The sequence below is a fragment of the Bacillus sp. URHA0034 genome, assembly GCF_056280405.1.
On the sequence record NZ_JBWCDK010000002.1, the window covers coordinates 60,136 to 81,178 of the forward strand.

The following is a 21,043-nucleotide window of genomic DNA, read 5'->3' on the forward strand; positions in this document are numbered from 1 at the left end:
TGTCTAATTACTTTCTAAAATACATTGATAACGTTCCACGCCTGGATACTTTTCACCCAAACTTACTATTTTGAAACCATAATTTTTATAAAAACTCACAGCATCTTTATCAGTTTCGGCAGAAATATAAGATAATGAATGTTTATCCATGATAAAATCAATCATTTCACTTCCTATTCCTTTTCCTCTATGGTTTGTTGAAACTGCGATATGTTTTATTTCACAACGATTTGGACCTGAAAATTCTATTCCTATACAACCAATAACATCATTTTCAAAGTCATATCCATACAATTCTCGAATCGGCGATTGGTTGTATAAGTTATATTCACGTTCCACATTTCTTTCAGAGGTTGCGAAAGATAAGAGTTTTCTTATACTATTTTGAAGAGAATTTGATTTAATTTCTTTCATAAAACACTTTTCAAAAGGTGCTGAAACAAAATGGTCATTTTTTAATATTGGAACTGTTTCATAAACATTTATACGGCTACAATGCTTTACATCATCTCCAAATCCTTTTTGACGTAATTCTCGCCCACTTCCACATTCCCAAATTAATTCGTTGATTTTTTCTTTTGCATTTTGAAAAGCCCCGATACATACCATTGCTTCAGGGGATTTTTCACCATCTAAATAAGAAAGGATAGCACCAGCACCTAAATAATCCTCGATTGATGGACGGAGACTATTGTCATAATCTTTTACATCGTTCCATTGTTCACCACAGGGGACAACAGTTATATTTGTATTAGATTTTACTCTTAATTGATTTGCAATAGAGGATACAGATGAAGCATTAAGAAGAGAACCAATCAAAAGGGCAGGAACTTTAGATGCAATCCAGGTACATAGTCGAGTAGAAGGGAGCCTTTCTACCTTGCGGTAGATTGTACTCCTCCCCCCTCACAGAACCGTGCTTGCGCTATTAACGCACACGGCTCCTCCTAGTCATCATTTACAAAATATAGCTAATTTCTTTTCTTAAGTCGTATATATTAACCTTAACTCTTGCGTAAGGTAATGGATATTTATTAAGAAAGAGTCTGAATTTATCCCAAGTAAATGATTTCCTTTGACTTCTTCTATTGAGCCATTTAAACAGTAAGTACCCGATTTTGTCTCTGAATTTGTTTACACTTTGGGTATTATCTGTGATGCAATAGTAGTTGTAATAACCTACTAGTGAGCGTTTAAATCTATCCATAATCATATGAATGTCTTTATTTCTGTTAATTTTCAACCATTCTTTAATTTCTTTTAGTTTAGCTTGGACTTTCTTCCTGCTTGTTCTCCGTTTTACTCGAAATTTCCCTTGTTTACTTCTACCGCAATAGTGTGTAAATCCAAGGAAATCAAAAGTTGCCGGTTTACTCCTTCCCTGTTGATTTGCATTTTGCTCCGCAAACCGCCCGAAGGGTATGATTTTAGTTTTATCCTCAGCTATTTCTAGATTAAATTTCTTTAATCTCAACTTTAATGAATGGAAGAATTGCTCGGCTTCACATTTATATTGAAAACAACAAACAAAATCGTCTGCATATCTCACTATGTATGCTTGTCCCTTGCACTGTTTCCTAACCCTTTTCTCAAACCATAGGTCAAGGACATAATGGAGGTATACATTGGCTAATATCGGAGATATTACTCCACCTTGCGGTGTGCCTTTGTCTGTTTTATATTTCTTACCTTCTTCCATGTATCCACCTTTAAGGAATCTACCAATGATTCTTAGTAGGTTAGGGTCAGCGATTCTCAGTTTTAAGAAATTCATCATCCATGTGTAGTCAACATTGTCAAAGAATCCTTTAATATCTACATCTACTACATAATTTACTGTTCTCTTTTCAATATAGTGGTTCAATGTTTTCAAAGCGTCGTGGCAGTTACGATTTGGACGGAATCCAAATGAACAGTCTATAAAATCATTTTCATAGATAGTATTTAGTATTTTCGTAATGCCTCTTTGAACAATCTTATCTTCATGTTCCGGAATTCCCAATGGTCTTTTCTTGTTTGAATTGAGCTTTGGAATATACATTCTCCTTACTGGAACAGGATGATAACTTTTGCTTTTAAGCCTATTTACTAAATTCTCTATGTTTTCTTTTAGATTTTCACCGTATTGATCTTTGGTTGTACCATTAACCCCAGTTGCTTTCTTGTTAGGTAGCTCCTGGTGACATTGAACTAGTGATTGCTCCTTTAATAAATGTGCAAGAGATGTAAATTTCATTTTAGGATTTGATTTTGCTAATTCTGCTATCCTTAGTAGTTTTGTTTCCATTTATTTCCCCTACCTCTGTGTGTAGTAAATGTGTCCCTAGTAAGGGTGATAACTGGTAGCTAGCCTTTCCTCCGTCGGCATTACCCAACTTCATTGGTACTACGCTGCTATCCGACTCCCTACATCGGCATTTGGTTTCCTTGCTTGTTATCGCTTGTACACCATACTCTTCTAAAAAAAAGAAAAGACCGGTAGGGTCTCCCGAGTTGCCGTATCATATCAATGTATAACGTGCCAAGGTCTCTGACTCCAGAGAGGTTTTATCCTTCTTGCCTTTAACGAAAGATAAAATGTAGCTTTCTGCTGTGCTTAAGGCATCAGCCCTCTCGATTTACTAACATTATGGAGCTCAATCCCTTCAACCATTTGGCTTTCGGCCCGCTACCTAACTGTCTACGCTTAAAGACTAAAGTTACCTTTAGCCCTCCAAGACTCGTTACGAGCGAATGGCTAGTTCTTACTCGACGGGAATCCCACCCGCTATATGATACGACCTATGCTCGGCCGCACAAGCACCATTTAGTGAAGTTAAAACATATTTTTTATGAGAATGTTCTTTTGTAAAAGAAATAGGTGATAGGGTTGGTTTTCCTATTCTAGATGCTTCGGCTCTTCCCAATATATATTCAGCACCGACTTTTTCTGCAAAACTTCTTCCGTCTAAATTAGGAGGATATGGATAGACAATTGCACCATAGTGCAAAGCTGAAATTACAGTTGATGAAAAACTTAAAACATCAACAATTATAATAATGTCGCCACGCTCGGCTGCCTCTCTTGCACCACGAATACCCCACTCTACTCTACAAACATAAGGAGATTGATTAAACACAAAACCACCTCTTCTAAAGGACTTCCATATTCATTTCAATATCATAAATGGAAAATCCTTCTTCAAGTAAACTGCACCGTTAGTTGAAGAACAATAGAAATAGGACTGCCTCAGACAGTCCATTTGTTGTAAAACTTAAAGAACAAGCCTTACTGGATTTTTTATTTTTCTTTAACATCAACTACAATAGTGCCAAATAATTTTCCATCAACGTAAGCGTCCAGTTTCCATAAGCCTTTTGTTGGCAGCTGAATACCAGATGGGGAAGATGCTGGTGCATCCCAGTTCTCACCACCTAGTAAGTAGCCTTTAATAACTGCTAACTTCTCACCTTTTTCATTAGATCCAATTACCTTAAAACTTTTTCCAACTAGATTGTTCTCATTTCCCCAAAACAACCACATATATTTTTGTGTTTTTCCCACCATAAATGGATTATTAGTGATGGCTAAATGTCCCTTTTCTCCAATCCAGTCAACAGTAATACCTTTTCCTTCTTCAGTTTTACTTTTAATTTCAAATGTGGGACTGACTTTAAATCTTTCATCTTTTACTGTTTTAATACTATTTGTCGTACAACCTGATACAAGTATAATACAAAAAACCATTAAAGTTAAAATCCACAAATAATACCTCCTATATTTTACCCATATTTTACCACGAGAATTGAAAAAAAAGCACACTTTCGTATTATAAGGTCAGCCACAAAATTTTTCTGGTTGACCATTTTTATATCGATATATGATAGCTGTAGCCGGGGTAGAACGTAAGCACCCGTGGGGCATTGACCTCGTCAGCTAAACCGTTCGCCCCCTACTTGTGGAAACATGTTTGAGATTGGTTGGTACTTAGATCTCGTATAACAAGAGAAGCTATGATACTACAAGAAGGATTAGGGGTACCGGTGAATTTGTTTATTGGAGGAGGATATTAAAAATGAATCCAGTAGTTGGTCTGGATGTTTCAAAAGGGAAAAGTGAAGTTCAAGCATTTCTGGATAAAGGAAAACCATACGGTAAGAGCTTTTGTTTTGAGCATAATCTTAATGGACTAGGGAAATGGTTAGAGTTTCTCAAAAAGATAAAAGAAATAACAGGTCAGCAACCTTCGGTTGTTTTGGAAGCCACAGGACATTATCATACCCCAGTAGTGCAGTATTTGGAGAAGCTCTTTATTTATTAATAATTGTTAACCCACTGATTTCTCATAGGGCTAAAAGTTCAAGTTTACGAAAAGTGAAAACAGATGCAGTTGATGCCTATCGCCTCTGCGAGCTTTACTATAAAGAGGAGCTAGAGCCCTATAAAAAGCAAGGAATACGACTCTTAAACCTACGTAATCTCACAAGGCAACATGCAATATAACTGAGATATATGTACAAACCAAATTACAATTTCAAGCAGTATTAGATCAAGTATTTCCCGAATATAAGGGAGTTTTTGAGGAGTTATACTCTGTAGTATCTTTACTTACCCTGCAAAAATATCCTACATCAAAAGATATATTAGCTGTTAGTGAAGATGAGTTAGCTAATGGGATAAAAGAGTTATATAAACATGGATCAAAAAAATGGATAAAAGAAAAGGTACAAAATCTTAAGAATGCGGCAGCTCGAAATCCATTCCAAGAAACTTTATACAAAAGTCATTTATTAAGCTTGAGTATGTATATCGACATGCTTCTAAAATATAAAGAGCATCTGTCAAAGTTAGAGGTAGAGATAGATACTCTCGCTAAGGAAATTGAAGAATATAAGATTATCCAATCTATCCCCGGTATTGGAGAGAAAATCGCGGCAACGATTATTTCCGAGATTGGTGAGATAGACCGGTTTAATCACCCAAAAAAGCTTGTCGCATTCGCTGGGGTTGATCCAAGTATTTGAATCCGGTAAATTTAAAGCTACACTCGTCCGAATTACCAAACGTGGTTCAAGTCGACCAAGACATGCCTTGTATATGGCTGTTCGTGCTTGAATACGTGACTCACGTAAAAAGAAAACGAGTGATGAGATAATCCCTAGAAATTAGAGATTAAGAGAATTTTACGATAAGAAACGCAGTGAAAGTAAGCTGTACAAAGTAGCCATCATTGCTTGTGTAAATAAGCTCTTACATTAGATTTATGCCCTATTAAAAAACAAGACCACATTTCATGATATTGCTTAGAAACAAAATCTAACTAAATAAAACAAAACCTTCCAGAAATAAACTAACGGAAGGTTATTTGCCATGCGCATTTTTAGTATAACATGGGTAATTTACGTTTTTTAGTGAAAAATGTTGACAAACTATTAGCTGGTTTAGTTTAAGTACAACACTTCACAATCTTCTGGATATTTACGCTAAGCCTTTGTTTTTTAAATATAAATAAATACCATAATCTGTCGAAACAGAAGCATAACCCATTTGTCGAAACATAGCTGTCATATTCCCACGGTGATATGTTCCATGATTTACAACATGGGGTACTAACTCCGACACATTTGTTTTCATTAAATCGCCAGTTGGATTCAATATTTCAAGAGATTTGTCTATATTTTCTTTATGGTTAAGGAAAGATTTGTATCGCTCCGATAAATCAAAAAACATTGTCTCCATTTCCTCTAATCCTTTTGACTCTGTTTGCTCTTTTAGTTGGTCAGCTATCATTAATGCATGGTTCATACTTTTACCAGAAAAAACTTCAATCCAACCAAGGTCGGAAAGATAAACATGGGCTAATACACTCGATATAGACGAAAACACACTGTGGACTTCTTGATGGTAAACATCCTTTGGAAGCTCTTTTAATCTCTTGAAAAATTGTTCATTTGCCCATACGTTAAAATCATAAAACTGTATTGCAAAATGTGTCATTTGAATCCTCTCCTTTTTATAGGAATATCATTACATCACAGAAACTTTATGTCAAACTTTGTCCCCTTCTACCACCAACCTGCTTCGTTTGCTCAACAAGTAAAAAGGTCGCCGCAGCGATCCCTGTCTTTAACTCTTGCACATAGTTAGTTTAAGTGCATTCCTTCACAAACTTACAATTAAACATATGTTAATATATACCTTTTGCATCAACTGGTAATTGTCTTACGTGTTTAAGGAACCCCGTCATTTTTTTATCGTCCTCACTTGGATATGTATACATTAAATGTTCTGCAACATCTTTCGCTAACGTTCGAAACAATTCACAAGTGACAAATATAGAACTCCAAAAATTCTTATAGTTATTATCAGAATAAGTTTCTTTATCCAACCTTGGTTTTTTATGTAAATATTCTAGAGTGTAATGAGAAATCCTTCTTGTGTTAAACTGCCCGTTACTTCAATTAGAAAAAGCATTACCGTAGTTCCAGTACTGGACGCGCTAGTTTAAGTACAAGGTTCACAAAATAATTCGTTAGTTCTAAAAAGCTTTATACCCAGTTCACTTTATTTTAAATTTTCAATAGGCATGCAATCTCTCTATTTAAGAGAGTGAAACATCTACTAAAAAGTGCGTGTAGTCTCCCCGTCATTTACCTTAAAATGAATATCAGATGAAGTTCCTCCTTCAATATGTTTTGGAACATCTGATAATTCGAGTAATTCCTTCAAAAGAATAGATTTTTTACGATTAGCTTCTATCGTAATTCTATACGGACCAGCTAAATTCATAAGTGACTCCATTCGTACTTCGTCTTTCGTAAAAAAAGAATCTATAAATTCTAATTCAATTGACACAGCCTCGTTACTTCGATTCTGTAATACAAGATCGCATTCCCCATTCAATAAATCTTTGCTCACAGACTCAAAATTGCACTTGCCGTTACCGTCGTATGAAATTGCTGTAATGCCACTTGCTAATGTTTCTTGGTACATCGTAATTAGAAGATGGGGTAAAAGTGCATATACGATAATAACTATTATTATTGCTCGAAAGTGATATTTCTTCATACCAATAACAAGTAATATCATGGCGATTATAAACAAAACGGACCCAATTATACCAAGTAAACTATAGCCATCTTGATTGCGAATTGGAAACGACATGAATGTAGAACGAGCTTCTAACATTACATTATTTGGAAACGGGAAATATAAATACATACATATACTTAAAATAATAACTGAACTAATAAGTGCCAATTTACTTTTTATCATCGTATACCGACTCTCTTAAAAATTTTAATCTCCCCTTTTTTAACTAAGGTAAAATGTAGTTTTATCAACAAACCTACCCCTTAACTTCAATTAGAAAAACAGTATTCCTTGTTGAAGAAACGCATCCGTAACATTATGTGTAATTCTTCAGAATCATATGTTAGTATAAAAAAAGACTATTAGTCTTGATGAATTTAACCTGTACCCCTTATTTTTTTAACACCTTAACTAACTTAACCATTAGTAATCCAAGAATAACCAGTCCTGCTAATATTGATATCGGTGTTAATATATTTAATATCATTTACTTCCCTCCTATGGTATCTAAATCAAAATTATACAATAAATACCAATAGTTGTGGAAAGATTATTGACGAAACCTTCCCAGTTAGCTGAACAAAAATAAAGCTGCCGAAGAAGCTACCGATCTTAAACTCTTGCACCCAATAGTTAAAGTACAATTTTTCACAATGTTGCTCGTTCACTTAAAGTAAAGATCCCATAAGCATAGTAATAATAAAAATCCTATGCTCCTTTATAAATAAGTCGAAATCTTTCACTTACGACTGGAATTTTATAATGAAACTCCTGATTAATATCATTTAATTCCTTTTTGAAGAACCACTCATGAACGTCTCTCCAATACCTAAACGTACGGTCTCCTTCTCCTTCAAGGTATGCATGTTCCGCTGGCACTTCATCAAAAGGGACAACTTGAACAGATGTTGTTTAAACGATTGCGACAGCCTTTCATCTCCATTAATAATTATATTGTATAGACCAACAGAATGTAATGGCTCTTTTTCTAATTCATACAATGTGAAATTAGATGTAGTCGCTGTTTTAGTTCCTTCTAAAACTAATTTTGCAAGTTCATCAGCCATTTCCTTTGTATCGCCAAATGCCCATACCACATAATCTTTTGGTGCATCTGGGTTTACTTTTATTCTGCTTGTTTAGTTGAAGAAACAAAAAGCTGCCATTTGCAACTACGTTCAAGTAATGCACCCTTCAGTTTAATAAGTAAATTAATTTTCTTTACTGGATTTGGGTGTGCTTCGCCCTTATTAACTAAAACGTTTTTCCCTTTTTTTTCGCATCTGCATCCATACTAGCTCCGATTGCTAACCCTATGCACATTCCAAATGATATTCCTAAGCCAATACCGTCAAATACCGTTAATCCAAAAACAACACCTAAGCTCATCCCCAATGACATGAAAATTCCAAGATAGTATCCCTCTTGGATCAACTTATGCTTTTTCTGGAGATGAGAAGTGATCTGATTGATTAATTGTTTATATTGCTTCAATTTAGTATCATCTATTCTGTCTATATTCTCTTTTATTAGTGTTAGATAATTCATCAATTCAAGTAGTTGTTGCTGACAATCCATACAACTTGATGAAAACGAACCTAACTTTTCAACCATCTGTTCACATTTATCTAAATCGAGCTTCTTTGAAATGGGTTTACTAATTGTACCCCTAAGCTCCCTTAAAAGAGTTTTAACTTGATCTGTTCGATTTTCCAATTAATCAACCTCCTAATGGGAAAATTAATATGTTATACACTACGGTTCACATATTGAAAAAGTTTCAGATCTTGGAGTAGTATCTAATGCCTTAAAATTCTAATCCCGCTTAAAGTTTACTTCCGCTACTTGAAGACGAAAAAAAGCATTACTGTCAGTAATGCATCCTTTAGTTCAATGAAAATCCTTAAATGGATACGAATAATGAAAATAGGAAAACAACAGCCATTATCCAACCAGGTATTTTTCGCTCTTTTCTACATCTAACCCCTTACGTAGAACTTTTAACCAAAAGCCCCTCCTTTTTTTGCACTATCCAGGTAGTAAGAAAGCGACTACCTCTATTGGTCAATTACTCCTTTATTTACTACTCCCTAATAAAATTTTACCATATAAATCCATTCTTTTGTTAAACTATCCTGCCATTTAAGTTAAGTACATTACTTTACATATTTTTTAAAACAAATTCGCGAGTATCATTATTGATCCTTATATAAAAAGAGTACCTTTTCAGATATTCATATTAATAAGATATAAGCATGTTTTTAACCGTATTTTTTACTCTTCATTCCAATAAAGGGTTGCAATATTAGGGAATTTTCTGTAAATTATAGTTAAAAAGGGTGAGACATCATGATTATTGCAGAGCTTAATGATCAGATTAGATCTAATAAAGGAATTATCGGGATTGTGGAAAAGGTTTATGAAAACTCCGTAATGATTAAAATACATATAAATCCTACGGAAATTTTTTATGAAAATAATGTAACCGTTATCAACCATAAAAACTACGAAGTTATTAAAAAAGCAGCATTACAATTATAAAAAAAGCCTGGACATCAGTTTAAATTAATATAAGTGCCGATATAAAAGCCTTTATCGATAATTACTAAGTTATCAACGATAAAGGCTTTTTACTAAGTTTAAGTGTAATTATTCACAATTCAACAATTTATTTAAAATTGAACTTCTCTCATTAAGGCATTAAGATTTCCTTCCGTGTCCTTAAAGAAGGTCATCCAAGTTTCAATCCTGTTCATTAGTTTATAAATAAAAATTATCTTGTAAAAATAAAAAGGCAAGTATCTTATGAGATAACTTGCCTTTACTTTGTCAAAAGAATAATAGATCAAACAATACTGGGTATCCTAAAAATGGTCTCGGGGGTCCCCAAAGTCCATAGCCATATCCCTCATTAGAATTAGCGATAAGCTCCTCAATTTGTATTCCTTCTTTAGTCACTTTCGCAACTCTTCCAACATGCCATTCTCTATCTTCATTTCGGAATCGAACAATTTTTCCTTCGAAATGGCGCGCTCTTTCATAATTAAAAATCACAAAAATTCCTCCCCTCATATAAGACATACTATAGCTTATGTGAGAGGCACTTTTTCGTAAAGGTAGATTCACTCTAACTTGTCCATTTTAGTATAAATTGTATTGAAATAATAATTTTTTGAATAGGGAAACGAAACCCGCATCAGTAAAAGATTTACGGTATTCATCCACCGTATTGTTAAGAGCATCTGGGAATTTATCGTTATCCAATCAATGAACAACCAGATTTTGAATCCTTAAACAAACTGAAGTGCAACCGGTATAATATTCTGCTTCTGATGAGCCACGTGATTTCCAATTCTATTAACCTCTCATATGATAGAAAGTGAGCTGCGGCGGTGGCTACGGTGGTTTCGAAGGCTTCGGCTATGGAGGCGGTTTCGTTTTAATTGTCGTAATGTTTTTTCTCTTAATCATCAAGGGAGCATCTTGCTGGTATTAATCTGAAAACGGAAATAACGCTTTAAAGTGTTGGAAAAGCCTTTTTATAAGGCTTCAGAGTATAGACAAAAGGCATTGGAATATATATTCACCTAATAAAGCCCCTTACTGTTCTTTGAAATACAATTTGTTCGGATCGCTCACTAGCGGATCCGTTGGTTTTTATAAGGTGCCTGGCAACATTTTAAAACATTAACTTCAATTGTATCAGTGCACTCATAATTGCTGCATCTCTTCCTATTTTACCAGGTTGATTGATAAGCCGTCTCGTTCTATTTATAAACATTTGATCGCACATTTTTCTATTTCCAGACATTCGATAACAATTATCATGTTCCATGCAAATAGCATCTAATACATTTACAGGGGCACCCGGCCCGTGACAACCAGGTCCTCAATATCTGTATCCCGGATAACAAAGCATCAGAAACCCTCCTTCCTCATAAGGGTTCTAATATATTATGTTATTGGGATAAAACTTGATTGTATTAGCTGCTTAGTTATCCTTTCCAAAGCGAGAAAAAATTTATAACAAAAATGCAACTATGTAATTGATGAAACCGGCCTCGATAAATAATGGATATTTTTCTTTTATTACAAGTGGCACTGCACAAATAGTTACTTTGGGTAATCCCTTCATATCAATCAATTTTCTTTATGGAGTAACAAAGACATTGCGGAAGCTGCAATGTCTTTGTTTAGTTGGGGAAATCAGGGAGAAATAATTACTTCACAAGTATAAAATAGGCATCTAAATTAGTAAAAGTGACCTAAGGTTTACGTTTCGTTAAGAACTTTAATTTTATAATCATTGATGTTTAAAATGCCCTTACATTATTTCTTTTTTTACATAGCTTGTAATTACAATGTGAAAGGGGGTTTTAACATGTCTGATGGAGCAGGATACGGTGCAGGTTTTGCCTTGATTGTTGTTTTATTTATCCTACTGATTATTGTAGGAGCATCCTATGTAGGCGGTGGCTACGGAGGATTTGGTGGTTTTTATTAAAACAAAAAATTAGTTTCTATGAAAAGGGAGATTTACTATGTGGGGTTACGGTGGATTCGGCTATGGCAGTGGATTCGTTTTAATTGTTGTCTTGTTTATTCTTTTGATCATCGTTGGTGCAGTTTACTGTAACTAATTTGATACGAATCTCTCTTTTCAAATAAATGCTTTAAGTGGAAGCTGACTCAAAAGGTCGTTGAATGACGACTCTTTTGAGTCAGTTTTTTATTTGTTTTCATTATTTGGTGTTACTTGGAAATTTATGTTACCTTAGAGAGTCTTTCAAAACGGTTTGCGACTGTACCTCCTCGACTGTATGGAAACAGTTTTCTTCCGAAGTTCTACCACCCCCCACTGTACGTAATCCGTTAGCTCCAAAAGGGCATTTGCCACATCACATAACCAGTTTAAGAGGATTCGAATACTGGGGAGAACTCGGGCATACATATACTAAAGTGTGAAATGCATGATGACTTGGGGGTATGGGAAACTATGAATCACGATGACGTTTCTAACGAAAGAGAGAATCAAGGCAACAAAAAAAATGAACAACTTGAGGAATTTCGTGTTCAGAATACAGGAAAACCCCTTACGACGAGTGCGGGATTAAAGCCATCCAACAATGACGGGATATTGAAGGCAGGACCTCGAGGTCCTGCTCTGTTGCAGGACTTTCTGTTTTTTGATAAGCTGATGCATTTTGACCGAGAACGTACTCCAGAACGCGTCGCCCATGCCCGAGGGTTCGGTGTTCACGGGACATTCCAGGTTTATCAGTCGATGAAGCCTTATACCAGGGCGGGATTCTTGCAGAATCCAAGTGCAAGTACGCCCGTATTCGTACGCTTTTCAACAAATCATGGCGGTCGCGGATCGATCGATACCTCGCGCGATTTGCGAGGCTTCGCAGTGAAATTTTATACTGACGAGGGCAATTGGGACCTATTATCATTAAATTTACCGGTGTTCTTCGTGAATGACGCGCAGAAATTTGTCGATTCACATCATGCGGCCAATCCGGATCCACGCACGGATATGCCGACATCTTCAGCAGCACACGATAACTTTTGGGATTTTGTAGCAAATAACCAGGAGTCGGCGCATTTTATCATGTGGCTAATGTCGGATCGGACGTTGCCAAGAAGTTGGAGAATGATGGAGGGTTTTGCGATCAATTCATACCGGTTCTTCAATGACCAAGGAACCTCAACATTTGTACGCTTTCATTGGAAGCCAGTCCTCGGCGTACATTCGCTTCTCCAAGAAGAATCCCTCATCATCGGCGGGTTGGATCCCGATTTTCACCGGCGAGATATCCATGAGGCGATTCAACGCGGGATATATCCCGAGTACGAATTTGGGGTACAAATGATCGAAGAGGAAAAAGAACACGCATACGAATTTGATGTTCTCGATCCGACGAAGCTCTGGCCAGAAGAAATCGTTCCTGTTCAAATCATCGGAAAGCTGACACTAAACCGTAATGTCGACAACTTTTTTGCGGAGACCGAGCAATCCGTTTTTGATCCAACCAACTTGGTTCCGGGCATCGGTTTTTCCAACGATCCTATCTTACAAGGCCGACTTATCGCTTATCGCGATACGCAGATGTATCGATTGGGTGGTCCGAACATCAATGAAATACCTATCAATCGACCGCTTTGTCCTTTTCACAACTACCAACGAGAAGGGGCTCATCGCCAACGTATCGATATTGACCAGGTTAACTACTATCAAAACTCTCTAGCGGGCAATACACCCAGTCCAACACCGGCCGAGCAGGGCGGGTACGAATTCTATCCCGAAAAGGTAAAAGGCTTAGCCACCAAAGCCATAAGCGACTCGTTTAAGGACTATTTTTCCCAAGCACGTCTGTTCTGGAATAGTTTGTCTGACATTGAACAAAACCATATATTACAGTCATTCATTTTTCAACTCTCAAAAGTGAAGAGCGAATCTGTTCGTCAACAAGTCGTCGACATGTTCGGACAAGTGGACCATACATTGGCTTCCACCATTGCTTCACACATCAGCGTACGACCACCATCGACCAAGCAAGTTTCCGTTTCTGCGTCCTCTCCAGCTCTGAGTCAAGCCAATACACCCCATCTCCCCTATACCATGAGGGTTGGCGTTCTAATTGGCAACGGGTTTCTCGATCAAGAGGTCAATTCAGTGGTGAACACGCTCGTCGAACATGGAGTCTTCGTGGAGTTTGTCAGCGATCGATTGGGTACGGTTACAGGAGCACAAGGGTCGACCATCACGGTGGACCAAAATTTCCAAGCGACGAACCATGTTCTTTATGATTCTCTGTATGTTGTTGGTGGACGCGTGGAAAATCAAGCTGCCTTTGACTGGTTTGTGAAAGACTTTATCCAAGGGACATACAAGTATCACAAACCGATTGGCGTGGCGACCACAGGGGGAGCGTACATACAGCCCCCGGAAAACGGAGAGCTTGAGGGTGTCGTCTTTGCTTCGGGCACTAACAACTTCGGGGAAGCATTTGTCAGAGCAATTGCGAAGCAACGATTTTGGAACAGGAAGTAAAAGGGGCTGTCATATAGGACAGCTTGCTTACTTGCAAAATTAGGTAAAACGAAGAGATGGCGGTGCTAGGGAGACGTTCCTAACCGTTCCTAGCACCGCCATTTCTTGTTTCGATATGGATTCGTAGGATCTGTTGGAACATTTGTTAGATTGACATTATTTGATTAAGTGATAAAGACCTACCTGTAGTTCCTGTCATTTCGCCATCAGTCTTAGCATGCACAGAACTGATATTGTATTTAAAACGTAATTGTAATTTAGCTCATTGTTATTTGACCTGTCACCTTTACTAAACGATCCGCTGTATCAAAAAATATAATGATTGAGGTTATTATTAACCAAATCATTTTGATAAGCTAGATTTCCTGCTGCATCATACTGTACGTAGATCTTGTTTTTTTTCTTCAATTCAAATCGCTTCAATTTTCTGTTTTACGTATATAAGCTTGGGGTTCCGCCTTTTGCTATCAGTCCTGTGCCTGCATGGGAACGGATAATTTACTTAATTTTGTATACGATCCCTTAGCCCAGAAATAAAAGAGGCATTAAAGCACCGATCAATTTTATTATTCATAATATATAACAGTTATGCATTCAGGAGGTGCAGGATGGCTTTAATCGGAAATTTAATTTGTAACATTGGCCAATTTAAAATTACAAATTTAAACGGTATAGTGAATGTCGGAATGACTTTGAATAAGCATGGCGAATCTCATGGGGACACAATTATATTCAGGGATGAGGAGTTACCAATTGACGATTTCAAAGGTATAGAAAACTCTCAATTACCCAATTTTGCAATCCCCTTGGGCACAAATGGACTAAATCCCGTCAATAATGAATATTAGTATTGGTGTATTTAAGGTTAATTCCGTGACTGCTGCTTCTGCAGTCAATATCGGTACTAACTTTATCATTAATCCTTCAAGCAATACAAAAAATCAAATTGGTACACTAAACAACGGTGACCGTAATACCTTGATTAGTCACAATCCAATTTATGATCCTGATATTACAGATTATCCAGCTGCGAATAGTGGTTACTACTAGGGGGTGTATTAATGTTTCCAATCTTTATTGGGGGTATTAAATCATCGGGAGTTCAACATGGAAGTTCCTTCAATATAGCAGGTCTTGGTGGTATTCTAAATGCTCCTGCACTGAATCAGAAAATTCAACAAGGCCAAGTTAATAATGGAGATCTCAACCCGATTATGAGCTTTGCACCTATAATTGATCCAGATGGAGTTGATCATCCTTCTGGTATAATTAAAGGATTTTGATATTTATGTTTAAAATTAATATACCAAATGTCTTTATCACCCAGATTGAAAATGGTTATTTTAACGTAGGAAGGAATGTTAATCTCAAAAAGGATAAACCTAATAATAATACTAATAAAAGGTATAAGGTACCTCTCCATATAACTTCAGAACCCGCGTTGAGGAATACAAAAGATGAACAGCATTCATAAGGAACGCTGTTCATTCTATTTGGGGCAGCGTCAAGATTTTGCAATTTACAACCGTAAGGGAACAAATACTGATATATCAAGATTTTATGAGGTTTGTATCAATAGGGTTTTACTCTATTGAGAATGACGGATATAACAGTATTTAAAGGGTTCCAAATGTCTCATATACATGTCTCACAAACCCCTTATTGTTGTTAAGTTAAGCATTTTTACTTCTTAATATTGCTTAACATTGTAAATCCGCATTTTCCTCATCTTCCACCAACATTAACATAAATATCTAAAATAGTACTGAAAACGACCGTTTATGGTACTGTTAATTTATATACAATTCCATAATAGGCATAGAATGTCTTAGGCTACCCCAGCGAAGAAGGGAAGGAAATCATCTATGGATTACACATCTCCTTCAACTCAATTCACTTTTGATGTAAATGCAAGTCCCTTTTTTAAAAAAGATAATCAAAATTATATTAATGTACTAGGTGTTAAACAGTTAAATACACTGGAAAATATGTCTTTACTGGATATTTTCCTAAGTACTAGCAATATTGTAGAACCACATTATCACCAAAACGCAGCAGAGCTAGTGTATTGTATTTCTGGAGCAGTTTTAGTTTCATTACTAAATCCTTTCACTAAACAAATCCTCAATTTCCAGATTACACCAAGTCAGGTTGCAAATATTCCACAAGGATGGTGGCATTATCAAATGGCTACTGTTGATAACACACACTTTTTATCAATCTTTAATGCACCGTCTCCTGAAGTTATTTTTGGTTCCGATATCTTAAGGTTAACGCCTCCGAATGTTATGGCTCATACCTACGGACTTGATGTCAATCTATGGCGAAAAGCAATTGAACCAATTAAAGCCTCAACAATTATAGGTCCTCCTAATAACAAAAGATTTGCAAGTATCCCTTATCAAAATCCACAATATAATCAGTTCTATCAAAATCCTTATTATCAATATTAGCAACATCAATATTAGGATGGATAAATAAAGCGATTTTTTTAAGTATGGAAAATTCCATACTTTTTTATGTCGCCCTTTTCATCAAATGCTTCCTATTATTAACTAACCCCCGTTCAAAAAAGAAGCCACGAAGTTAATTGAGCTATTTTCTTATTCTGGTTATAATTCATTTTAAAGCCTCCTGGTATTTGAAAGATTTGTCCTTTTGCTGGCCAGCGTCAGGACTCTCTCATTTTACCAAGAGGTTATTTTTTTGTTCAAACTCCCTTTTCCTTCATTAGAGGAATGCTGCCAGTTAATGCAACAAGAAAAAAGGATCACCTCAGCAATCCTTTCTTAACCTTAAGCATCTGTTAGTTACTTCACCCGTAAAAGCCTTTACCCTACCAAAAATGATATACATAAACCTAAGTAGAATTCAATTTGATAGTAAAAACTCTAACCTTCTATCGCCTAAAAAAGAAATAAAGCCCTATAACTGTTTAACAATAGGATTAAAGGGTATAAATATATCGACAAGGAGGATGAGATATTATGTTAAATAAGATTGTTAGCACATTAGCCATCGGTGGAGCCGCTTACCTGTTGAGGAATAAGGAATCTCGCTCTAAAGTCATTAATCAACTGAAAAGCATTGCCTCTCCAGAAAACATCGAAAAGATAAAGAACCAATTCCGATCACTGTCCAGCCAAACCTTAAAAGAGAATTCTGACCAGCCGAAGTCATTAGAGTCTTCATCAGTACCAGCAGCAATCCCGGATTACTTAACCACAGTAAGGGCTGATACAGGAAGGCCCTAATAATATCCACCAATAATCACATCTTAAAAAGGAAACAGTTGAATGGCTGTTTCCTTTTTTGTTTATGAACAAATGGATCATTGAAACAAATGATTTTATGATTGCATGCATCCTTTCCACCGGCGTATTCCTTTGCTCTTACGCCGCTCCCCCTATTCTAATACGTAAGAGATAAATTGGTCATGGATAATAGTAGGCGTAGGCATTTCATCATTTGACATGATATTCGATAAAACCCTCCCTTCAATGTTTCTACCTCCTTCACAAATCTGGTCCACCTTCACTCTGTGAAAAAATTGTATCTCAAACAAGCGGAGCGATGTTTCGATAATTCTGTTCTCTTAATGTTTTTTCAGCCATTACATATTTTCACCTGCTACATCTTACCATTTTCATTTAAGATGGATTTTTCATAAGGAACAGATAGTAAACCTATGGGTCCCGCTTTCATGACAAGGCCATCGAGTTTGCGTTTGACTTGCTGTTGGGTCCATTTGGCGGTCTCGATTAAACCATCCAGGTCGATCCCTGTGGATATTCCCATGGACTCAGTCATATTCACTAAATCCTCCGTGCAGACATTGCCAACGGCTAAAGGAGCATACGGACAGCCGCCGAGCCCTCCGATGGAGCTATCGAACCGTGTAACTCCCAATTGAATGGCGGCCAAGACGTTGGCAAGCCCCAATCCTCGCGTGTTATGGAAGTGCAGGGAGATGGGTACGTCCGGAAAGTGGTGATTGACCTCTTGAATCATGTGCTGAAATTGTTTTGGATTGGCCAACCCGGTCGTATCAGCGAGACAAATTTGACAATTTCCGAAATTTATATAGGATTCTATCATTTTCAACACTCGATCTTGCGAGATGATTCCCTCATACGGGCAACCGAAAGCAGTAGCGATAATGCCTGTTACTTTTTTTTCGATTGCAATGCTTCTTTCTATAGACTGAAAACAGACGGCATCTGCTGCTTGTAGCTTGCAGCTTGTAGGTATTAGCCACTGAAAAGACGGAATACACAAAATCATTTATAAAAGTTTTAACGCAGTTCTGAATAGTACCTCGCACCCAAGGGCCACATCTTCAAACGAACTCCACTCATCCGGGTGATGACTGATGCCATTACGACTTCTCACAAAAATCATACCAATATCTGTGAGTTCCCCCAACACCATCGCATCATGTGCCGCTCCGCTTGGTAATTCATAAACAGGATACTGTATTTCTTGCAGAGAATCTTTTACTGCTTTCATCACACTTGGCGAACTCATCACAGAAGATAGGGATTGAACCTGCCTAATTTCACACCCTAAACCACGGTTTGCAGCTACGGCTCGGATGGAATCATAGATTTTAGCAATCGTAGTTTTACGACGCTCATTTGCTATATCCCGAACATCCAGTGTAAAATCTACTCTTCCAGGAATAACATTACTACTTCCAGGTTTTACTTCCAATTTCCCTACTGTTGCCACACTTCCGCTACTGTCCTGTGCGATTTTCTCAATCGCTACTATACATTCTGCTGCAGCTGTTAAAGCATCTTTTCTTTCGTTCATCCAGGTCGTTCCTGCATGCCCCGCTTCACCCATGATGGTTACTTCCGCCCACTCTCCACCAGAGATCCCCGTCACGATTCCAACAGCTAAATCTTTATTTTCTAGTACTTTGCCTTGCTCAATATGTACTTCAATATAAGCTTTTACGTCATTTTTATTTAACTGAGCTTGTTCTAATAGCTCTGGATTAATCTGGTTAAAATATTCCCCTTCTAGACTGGCTTGCTTCATGGCCTCTAAATAGGTGATTCCATCTTTATCTGTTGCTGAAGCTAAATTTTCCTTTAATTTTTCCGAGCCTTCTGTCCCGACCAATGCGGTACTGCCTACAAAAGCATAATCAAAACGAGCCCCTTCCTCATCGGTTAAGGATACAACCTTTATTGTTCTTTCAGGTTGGATTCCTTTATCTTTCAGAGTACAAAGCACCTCAACTCCCATTAGAACACCCATGGCGCCATCGAAACGCCCGCCAGAATTTACTGTATCCAAGTGAGAACCAATAAGAATGGCAGGTAATTCGGGATTTTTACCGATTATTTGCCCAAAGATATTCCCCGCTGCGTCTATATAAGGGGATAAATCAGCTTGTTCTAGTTGTTTCAGAAAGATTTTTCTTGCTTCGATATCCTTTTGGTCAAAGGATGTTCGAGTGACCCCGCCATTGTCTCCTTCTCCTATCTTTCCAAAGGCCATTATTTGGTTCCAAAGACGGTTTCCATCTATCGTTAAATTTAAACTTTCCATGTAATTTGCTTCCATAGGATTACATTTTCCCTTCGTTTGAATGTTTAGTATAGAGAAAATCCTGCTGTTTCCTTCCGAAAAAAAGCAGGATTCCTAATCTTTATGTTTTTATTGGCGACGAAAATGGAATCTTTCTCCAAAGTTAACGGTTTATCTCTCCAATAATTTAAACACTGATTGAACCATTAATTTTACTCCAATTTTAATGGCCTCTTCATCTACCATAAATTTCGGGTGATGCCACCCATATTTAATCCCTTTTTCTTCATTCCCTGAACCAAGCCACACATAGCAGCCAGGTACTTCTTTTTGGTAAAAAGAAAAGTCCTCACCACCCATAGTTGGTTCTGCCCGTACCGTATTTTCTTTCCCAACGATTGTCTCTGCTGCTGACTGAACAATTTCTGCTACACGGGCATCATTATAGACAGCAGGCAGTAGAAACTCATACTTAATTTCTACTTCCCCACCATGGGCTGCCACGGTATTAGTAACAAGTTGTGTAAATACCTCATATATTTTCTTTCTCACTTGTTCATTGGAAGTTCTGACCGTTCCTTTGAGAATCGCCTTATCTGGAATGACATTATTTGTCATCCCTGCTTGGAAGGAACCGATGGTGACAACTGCCGATTCCTTAGAAGAAATCGTACGGCTGACCAATGTTTGCAGCTGACTGACAACGGCACTGCCAATGACGATTGGATCAATGGTTTTCTCTGGAAGCGCAGCATGTCCGCCTTTCCCTTTTATGGTTAGAGTAAAATCATCTACACTTCCCATTAAAAATCCTTCCTTCACACCGATCTGACCAACAGGAAGTTCGGGAACATTATGAAGGCCGATAATAGAACTTACGCCCTCCAATAATCCTTGCTGGATCATAGATTCTGCGCCGCCTTCAAATTCTTCAGCTGGCTGGAACAAAATCCGAACATTTCCAGGGACTAGGTCCTTCATTTCTTCTAAAATAACCGCTGCACCAAGTGCAATCGTTGTATGAACGTCATGGCCGCACATATGACTGACGCCATCAATTTTTGAACGAAATGGGACATCTGCTTCTTCTTGAATCGGGAGAGCATCAATATCCGCTCGTATGGCAACCGTTGGTCCCTGTTCGATTCCCTTTACTTCTGCAGCAGTACCAGTAGCTAAGCTCAATGGAATTTGTTGAATCCCAAATTCATGTAACCATCCGTTTATTTTTTCAGTTGTTTTAAATTCTTGATTGCTTATTTCAGGATACATATGAAGATTTCTTCTTATTTCAACCAATTTAGGAAACCATTGTCCTACTTTATCATCAATCATTGAGGTGATTTCTGACTTTGAATCTTTCAACATGCCGG

Annotated in this window: 24 protein-coding genes and 3 pseudogenes; 13 read left to right on the top strand and 14 right to left on the bottom strand. The window is 37.2% G+C overall.

Going from position 1 to position 21,043, the window contains the following annotated elements:
• Positions 1–3 precede the first annotated feature (3 nt).
• From ACZ9EE_RS02525 to ACZ9EE_RS02540, 4 genes are all read right to left on the bottom strand, one after another.
• Positions 4–891: a GNAT family N-acetyltransferase gene (locus tag ACZ9EE_RS02525; protein WP_476032832.1), complete on the bottom strand. Its 888-nt coding sequence runs from the start codon at positions 889–891 to the stop codon at positions 4–6.
• Positions 892–958: 67 nt separating this feature from the next.
• Positions 959–2,287 (bottom strand): group II intron reverse transcriptase/maturase, encoded by a 1,329-nt coding sequence (ltrA, locus tag ACZ9EE_RS02530; protein WP_476025116.1) that lies wholly within the window; start codon positions 2,285–2,287, stop codon positions 959–961.
• A 457-nt stretch (positions 2,288–2,744) separates the two neighbouring features.
• Positions 2,745–3,119 (bottom strand): hypothetical protein, encoded by a 375-nt coding sequence (locus tag ACZ9EE_RS02535; protein WP_476025117.1) that lies wholly within the window; start codon positions 3,117–3,119, stop codon positions 2,745–2,747.
• Positions 3,120–3,280: 161 nt separating this feature from the next.
• Complete coding sequence (locus tag ACZ9EE_RS02540; RefSeq protein ID WP_476025118.1) at positions 3,281–3,745, bottom strand: hypothetical protein; 465 nt, start codon at positions 3,743–3,745, stop codon at positions 3,281–3,283.
• A gap of 310 nt (positions 3,746–4,055) precedes the next feature.
• Between ACZ9EE_RS02540 and ACZ9EE_RS02545 the strand changes: the two are divergent.
• From ACZ9EE_RS02545 to ACZ9EE_RS02555, 3 genes and pseudogenes are all read left to right on the top strand, one after another.
• Positions 4,056–4,483 (top strand): annotated as a pseudogene (locus ACZ9EE_RS02545) (IS110 family transposase).
• A 299-nt stretch (positions 4,484–4,782) separates the two neighbouring features.
• Positions 4,783–5,004 (top strand): transposase, encoded by a 222-nt coding sequence (locus tag ACZ9EE_RS02550; RefSeq protein ID WP_476025119.1) that lies wholly within the window; start codon positions 4,783–4,785, stop codon positions 5,002–5,004.
• Positions 4,988–5,095, top strand: coding sequence for a transposase (locus ACZ9EE_RS02555; RefSeq protein ID WP_476025120.1), 108 nt, complete (start codon positions 4,988–4,990; stop codon positions 5,093–5,095). Before ACZ9EE_RS02550 ends, ACZ9EE_RS02555 begins: the two co-directional genes overlap by 17 nt.
• A gap of 363 nt (positions 5,096–5,458) precedes the next feature.
• Here ACZ9EE_RS02555 and ACZ9EE_RS02560 read toward each other — a convergent pair whose 3' ends face one another.
• The 6 genes and pseudogenes from ACZ9EE_RS02560 to ACZ9EE_RS02585 form a co-directional block, all read right to left on the bottom strand.
• A complete protein-coding gene (locus tag ACZ9EE_RS02560) occupies positions 5,459–5,977 on the bottom strand; it encodes a DinB family protein (protein WP_476025121.1) in 519 nt (172 codons plus the stop codon).
• A 190-nt stretch (positions 5,978–6,167) separates the two neighbouring features.
• Positions 6,168–6,422 (bottom strand): annotated as a pseudogene (locus ACZ9EE_RS02565) (aminoglycoside 6-adenylyltransferase); the annotation flags it as partial.
• A 179-nt stretch (positions 6,423–6,601) separates the two neighbouring features.
• Positions 6,602–7,255, bottom strand: a complete 654-nt coding sequence (locus tag ACZ9EE_RS02570) for a hypothetical protein (RefSeq protein ID WP_476025122.1) — start codon at positions 7,253–7,255, stop codon at positions 6,602–6,604.
• A gap of 525 nt (positions 7,256–7,780) precedes the next feature.
• Entirely contained in the window at positions 7,781–7,951 is a 171-nt protein-coding gene (locus ACZ9EE_RS02575; protein WP_476025123.1) for an ASCH domain-containing protein, read from the bottom strand.
• Positions 7,952–8,058: 107 nt separating this feature from the next.
• Positions 8,059–8,139: pseudogene (locus ACZ9EE_RS02580) on the bottom strand (ASCH domain-containing protein); the annotation flags it as partial.
• Positions 8,140–8,326: 187 nt separating this feature from the next.
• On the bottom strand, positions 8,327–8,788 hold the full coding sequence (locus tag ACZ9EE_RS02585) for a hypothetical protein (protein WP_476025124.1): 462 nt from the start codon (positions 8,786–8,788) through the stop codon (positions 8,327–8,329).
• A gap of 633 nt (positions 8,789–9,421) precedes the next feature.
• On the opposite strand from ACZ9EE_RS02585, the gene ACZ9EE_RS02590 reads away from it, so the two are divergent.
• Entirely contained in the window at positions 9,422–9,613 is a 192-nt protein-coding gene (locus ACZ9EE_RS02590; protein ID WP_476025125.1) for a DUF2187 family protein, read from the top strand.
• A gap of 288 nt (positions 9,614–9,901) precedes the next feature.
• Here ACZ9EE_RS02590 and ACZ9EE_RS02595 read toward each other — a convergent pair whose 3' ends face one another.
• The gene (locus ACZ9EE_RS02595) at positions 9,902–10,126 is read right to left on the bottom strand and encodes a hypothetical protein (RefSeq protein ID WP_476025126.1); all 225 of its coding nucleotides are present in this window, start codon (positions 10,124–10,126) and stop codon (positions 9,902–9,904) included.
• A 325-nt stretch (positions 10,127–10,451) separates the two neighbouring features.
• Between ACZ9EE_RS02595 and ACZ9EE_RS02600 the strand changes: the two genes are divergently transcribed.
• The 9 genes from ACZ9EE_RS02600 to ACZ9EE_RS02640 all read left to right on the top strand — a co-directional run bounded on the left by ACZ9EE_RS02600 (position 10,452) and on the right by ACZ9EE_RS02640 (position 17,383).
• A complete protein-coding gene (locus ACZ9EE_RS02600) occupies positions 10,452–10,568 on the top strand; it encodes a YjcZ family sporulation protein (protein WP_476025127.1) in 117 nt (38 codons plus the stop codon).
• 885 nt (positions 10,569–11,453) lie between these two features.
• Positions 11,454–11,576 carry a YjcZ family sporulation protein gene (locus ACZ9EE_RS02605; RefSeq protein ID WP_476025128.1) on the top strand — a complete coding sequence of 41 codons (123 nt, stop codon included), beginning with the start codon at positions 11,454–11,456 and terminating at the stop codon, positions 11,574–11,576.
• Positions 11,577–11,613: 37 nt separating this feature from the next.
• On the top strand, positions 11,614–11,712 hold the full coding sequence (locus ACZ9EE_RS02610) for a YjcZ family sporulation protein (RefSeq protein ID WP_476025129.1): 99 nt from the start codon (positions 11,614–11,616) through the stop codon (positions 11,710–11,712).
• Between the two features lie 356 nt (positions 11,713–12,068).
• The gene (locus ACZ9EE_RS02615) at positions 12,069–14,129 is read left to right on the top strand and encodes a catalase (protein ID WP_476025130.1); all 2,061 of its coding nucleotides are present in this window, start codon (positions 12,069–12,071) and stop codon (positions 14,127–14,129) included.
• A gap of 608 nt (positions 14,130–14,737) precedes the next feature.
• Positions 14,738–14,977: a hypothetical protein gene (locus tag ACZ9EE_RS02620; RefSeq protein WP_476025131.1), complete on the top strand. Its 240-nt coding sequence runs from the start codon at positions 14,738–14,740 to the stop codon at positions 14,975–14,977.
• A 25-nt stretch (positions 14,978–15,002) separates the two neighbouring features.
• A complete protein-coding gene (locus ACZ9EE_RS02625) occupies positions 15,003–15,179 on the top strand; it encodes a spore germination protein (protein WP_476025132.1) in 177 nt (58 codons plus the stop codon).
• A gap of 11 nt (positions 15,180–15,190) precedes the next feature.
• Positions 15,191–15,412, top strand: coding sequence for a hypothetical protein (locus tag ACZ9EE_RS02630; protein ID WP_476025133.1), 222 nt, complete (start codon positions 15,191–15,193; stop codon positions 15,410–15,412).
• A 582-nt stretch (positions 15,413–15,994) separates the two neighbouring features.
• Positions 15,995–16,582 carry a cupin domain-containing protein gene (locus ACZ9EE_RS02635; RefSeq protein WP_476025134.1) on the top strand — a complete coding sequence of 196 codons (588 nt, stop codon included), beginning with the start codon at positions 15,995–15,997 and terminating at the stop codon, positions 16,580–16,582.
• A 534-nt stretch (positions 16,583–17,116) separates the two neighbouring features.
• A complete protein-coding gene (locus ACZ9EE_RS02640) occupies positions 17,117–17,383 on the top strand; it encodes a hypothetical protein (protein ID WP_476025135.1) in 267 nt (88 codons plus the stop codon).
• Positions 17,384–17,759: 376 nt separating this feature from the next.
• On the opposite strand, the gene ACZ9EE_RS02645 is transcribed toward ACZ9EE_RS02640, so the two are convergent.
• The 3 genes from ACZ9EE_RS02645 to ACZ9EE_RS02655 all read right to left on the bottom strand — a co-directional run bounded on the left by ACZ9EE_RS02645 (position 17,760) and on the right by ACZ9EE_RS02655 (position 21,038).
• A complete protein-coding gene (locus tag ACZ9EE_RS02645; RefSeq protein WP_476025136.1) occupies positions 17,760–18,413 on the bottom strand; it encodes a beta/alpha barrel domain-containing protein in 654 nt (217 codons plus the stop codon).
• Positions 18,414–19,691 carry an allantoate amidohydrolase gene (locus ACZ9EE_RS02650; RefSeq protein ID WP_476025137.1) on the bottom strand — a complete coding sequence of 426 codons (1,278 nt, stop codon included), beginning with the start codon at positions 19,689–19,691 and terminating at the stop codon, positions 18,414–18,416. It abuts the gene before it with no gap.
• 150 nt (positions 19,692–19,841) lie between these two features.
• A complete protein-coding gene (locus tag ACZ9EE_RS02655) occupies positions 19,842–21,038 on the bottom strand; it encodes a M20 metallopeptidase family protein (RefSeq protein WP_476025138.1) in 1,197 nt (398 codons plus the stop codon).
• Positions 21,039–21,043: the final 5 nt, after the last annotated feature.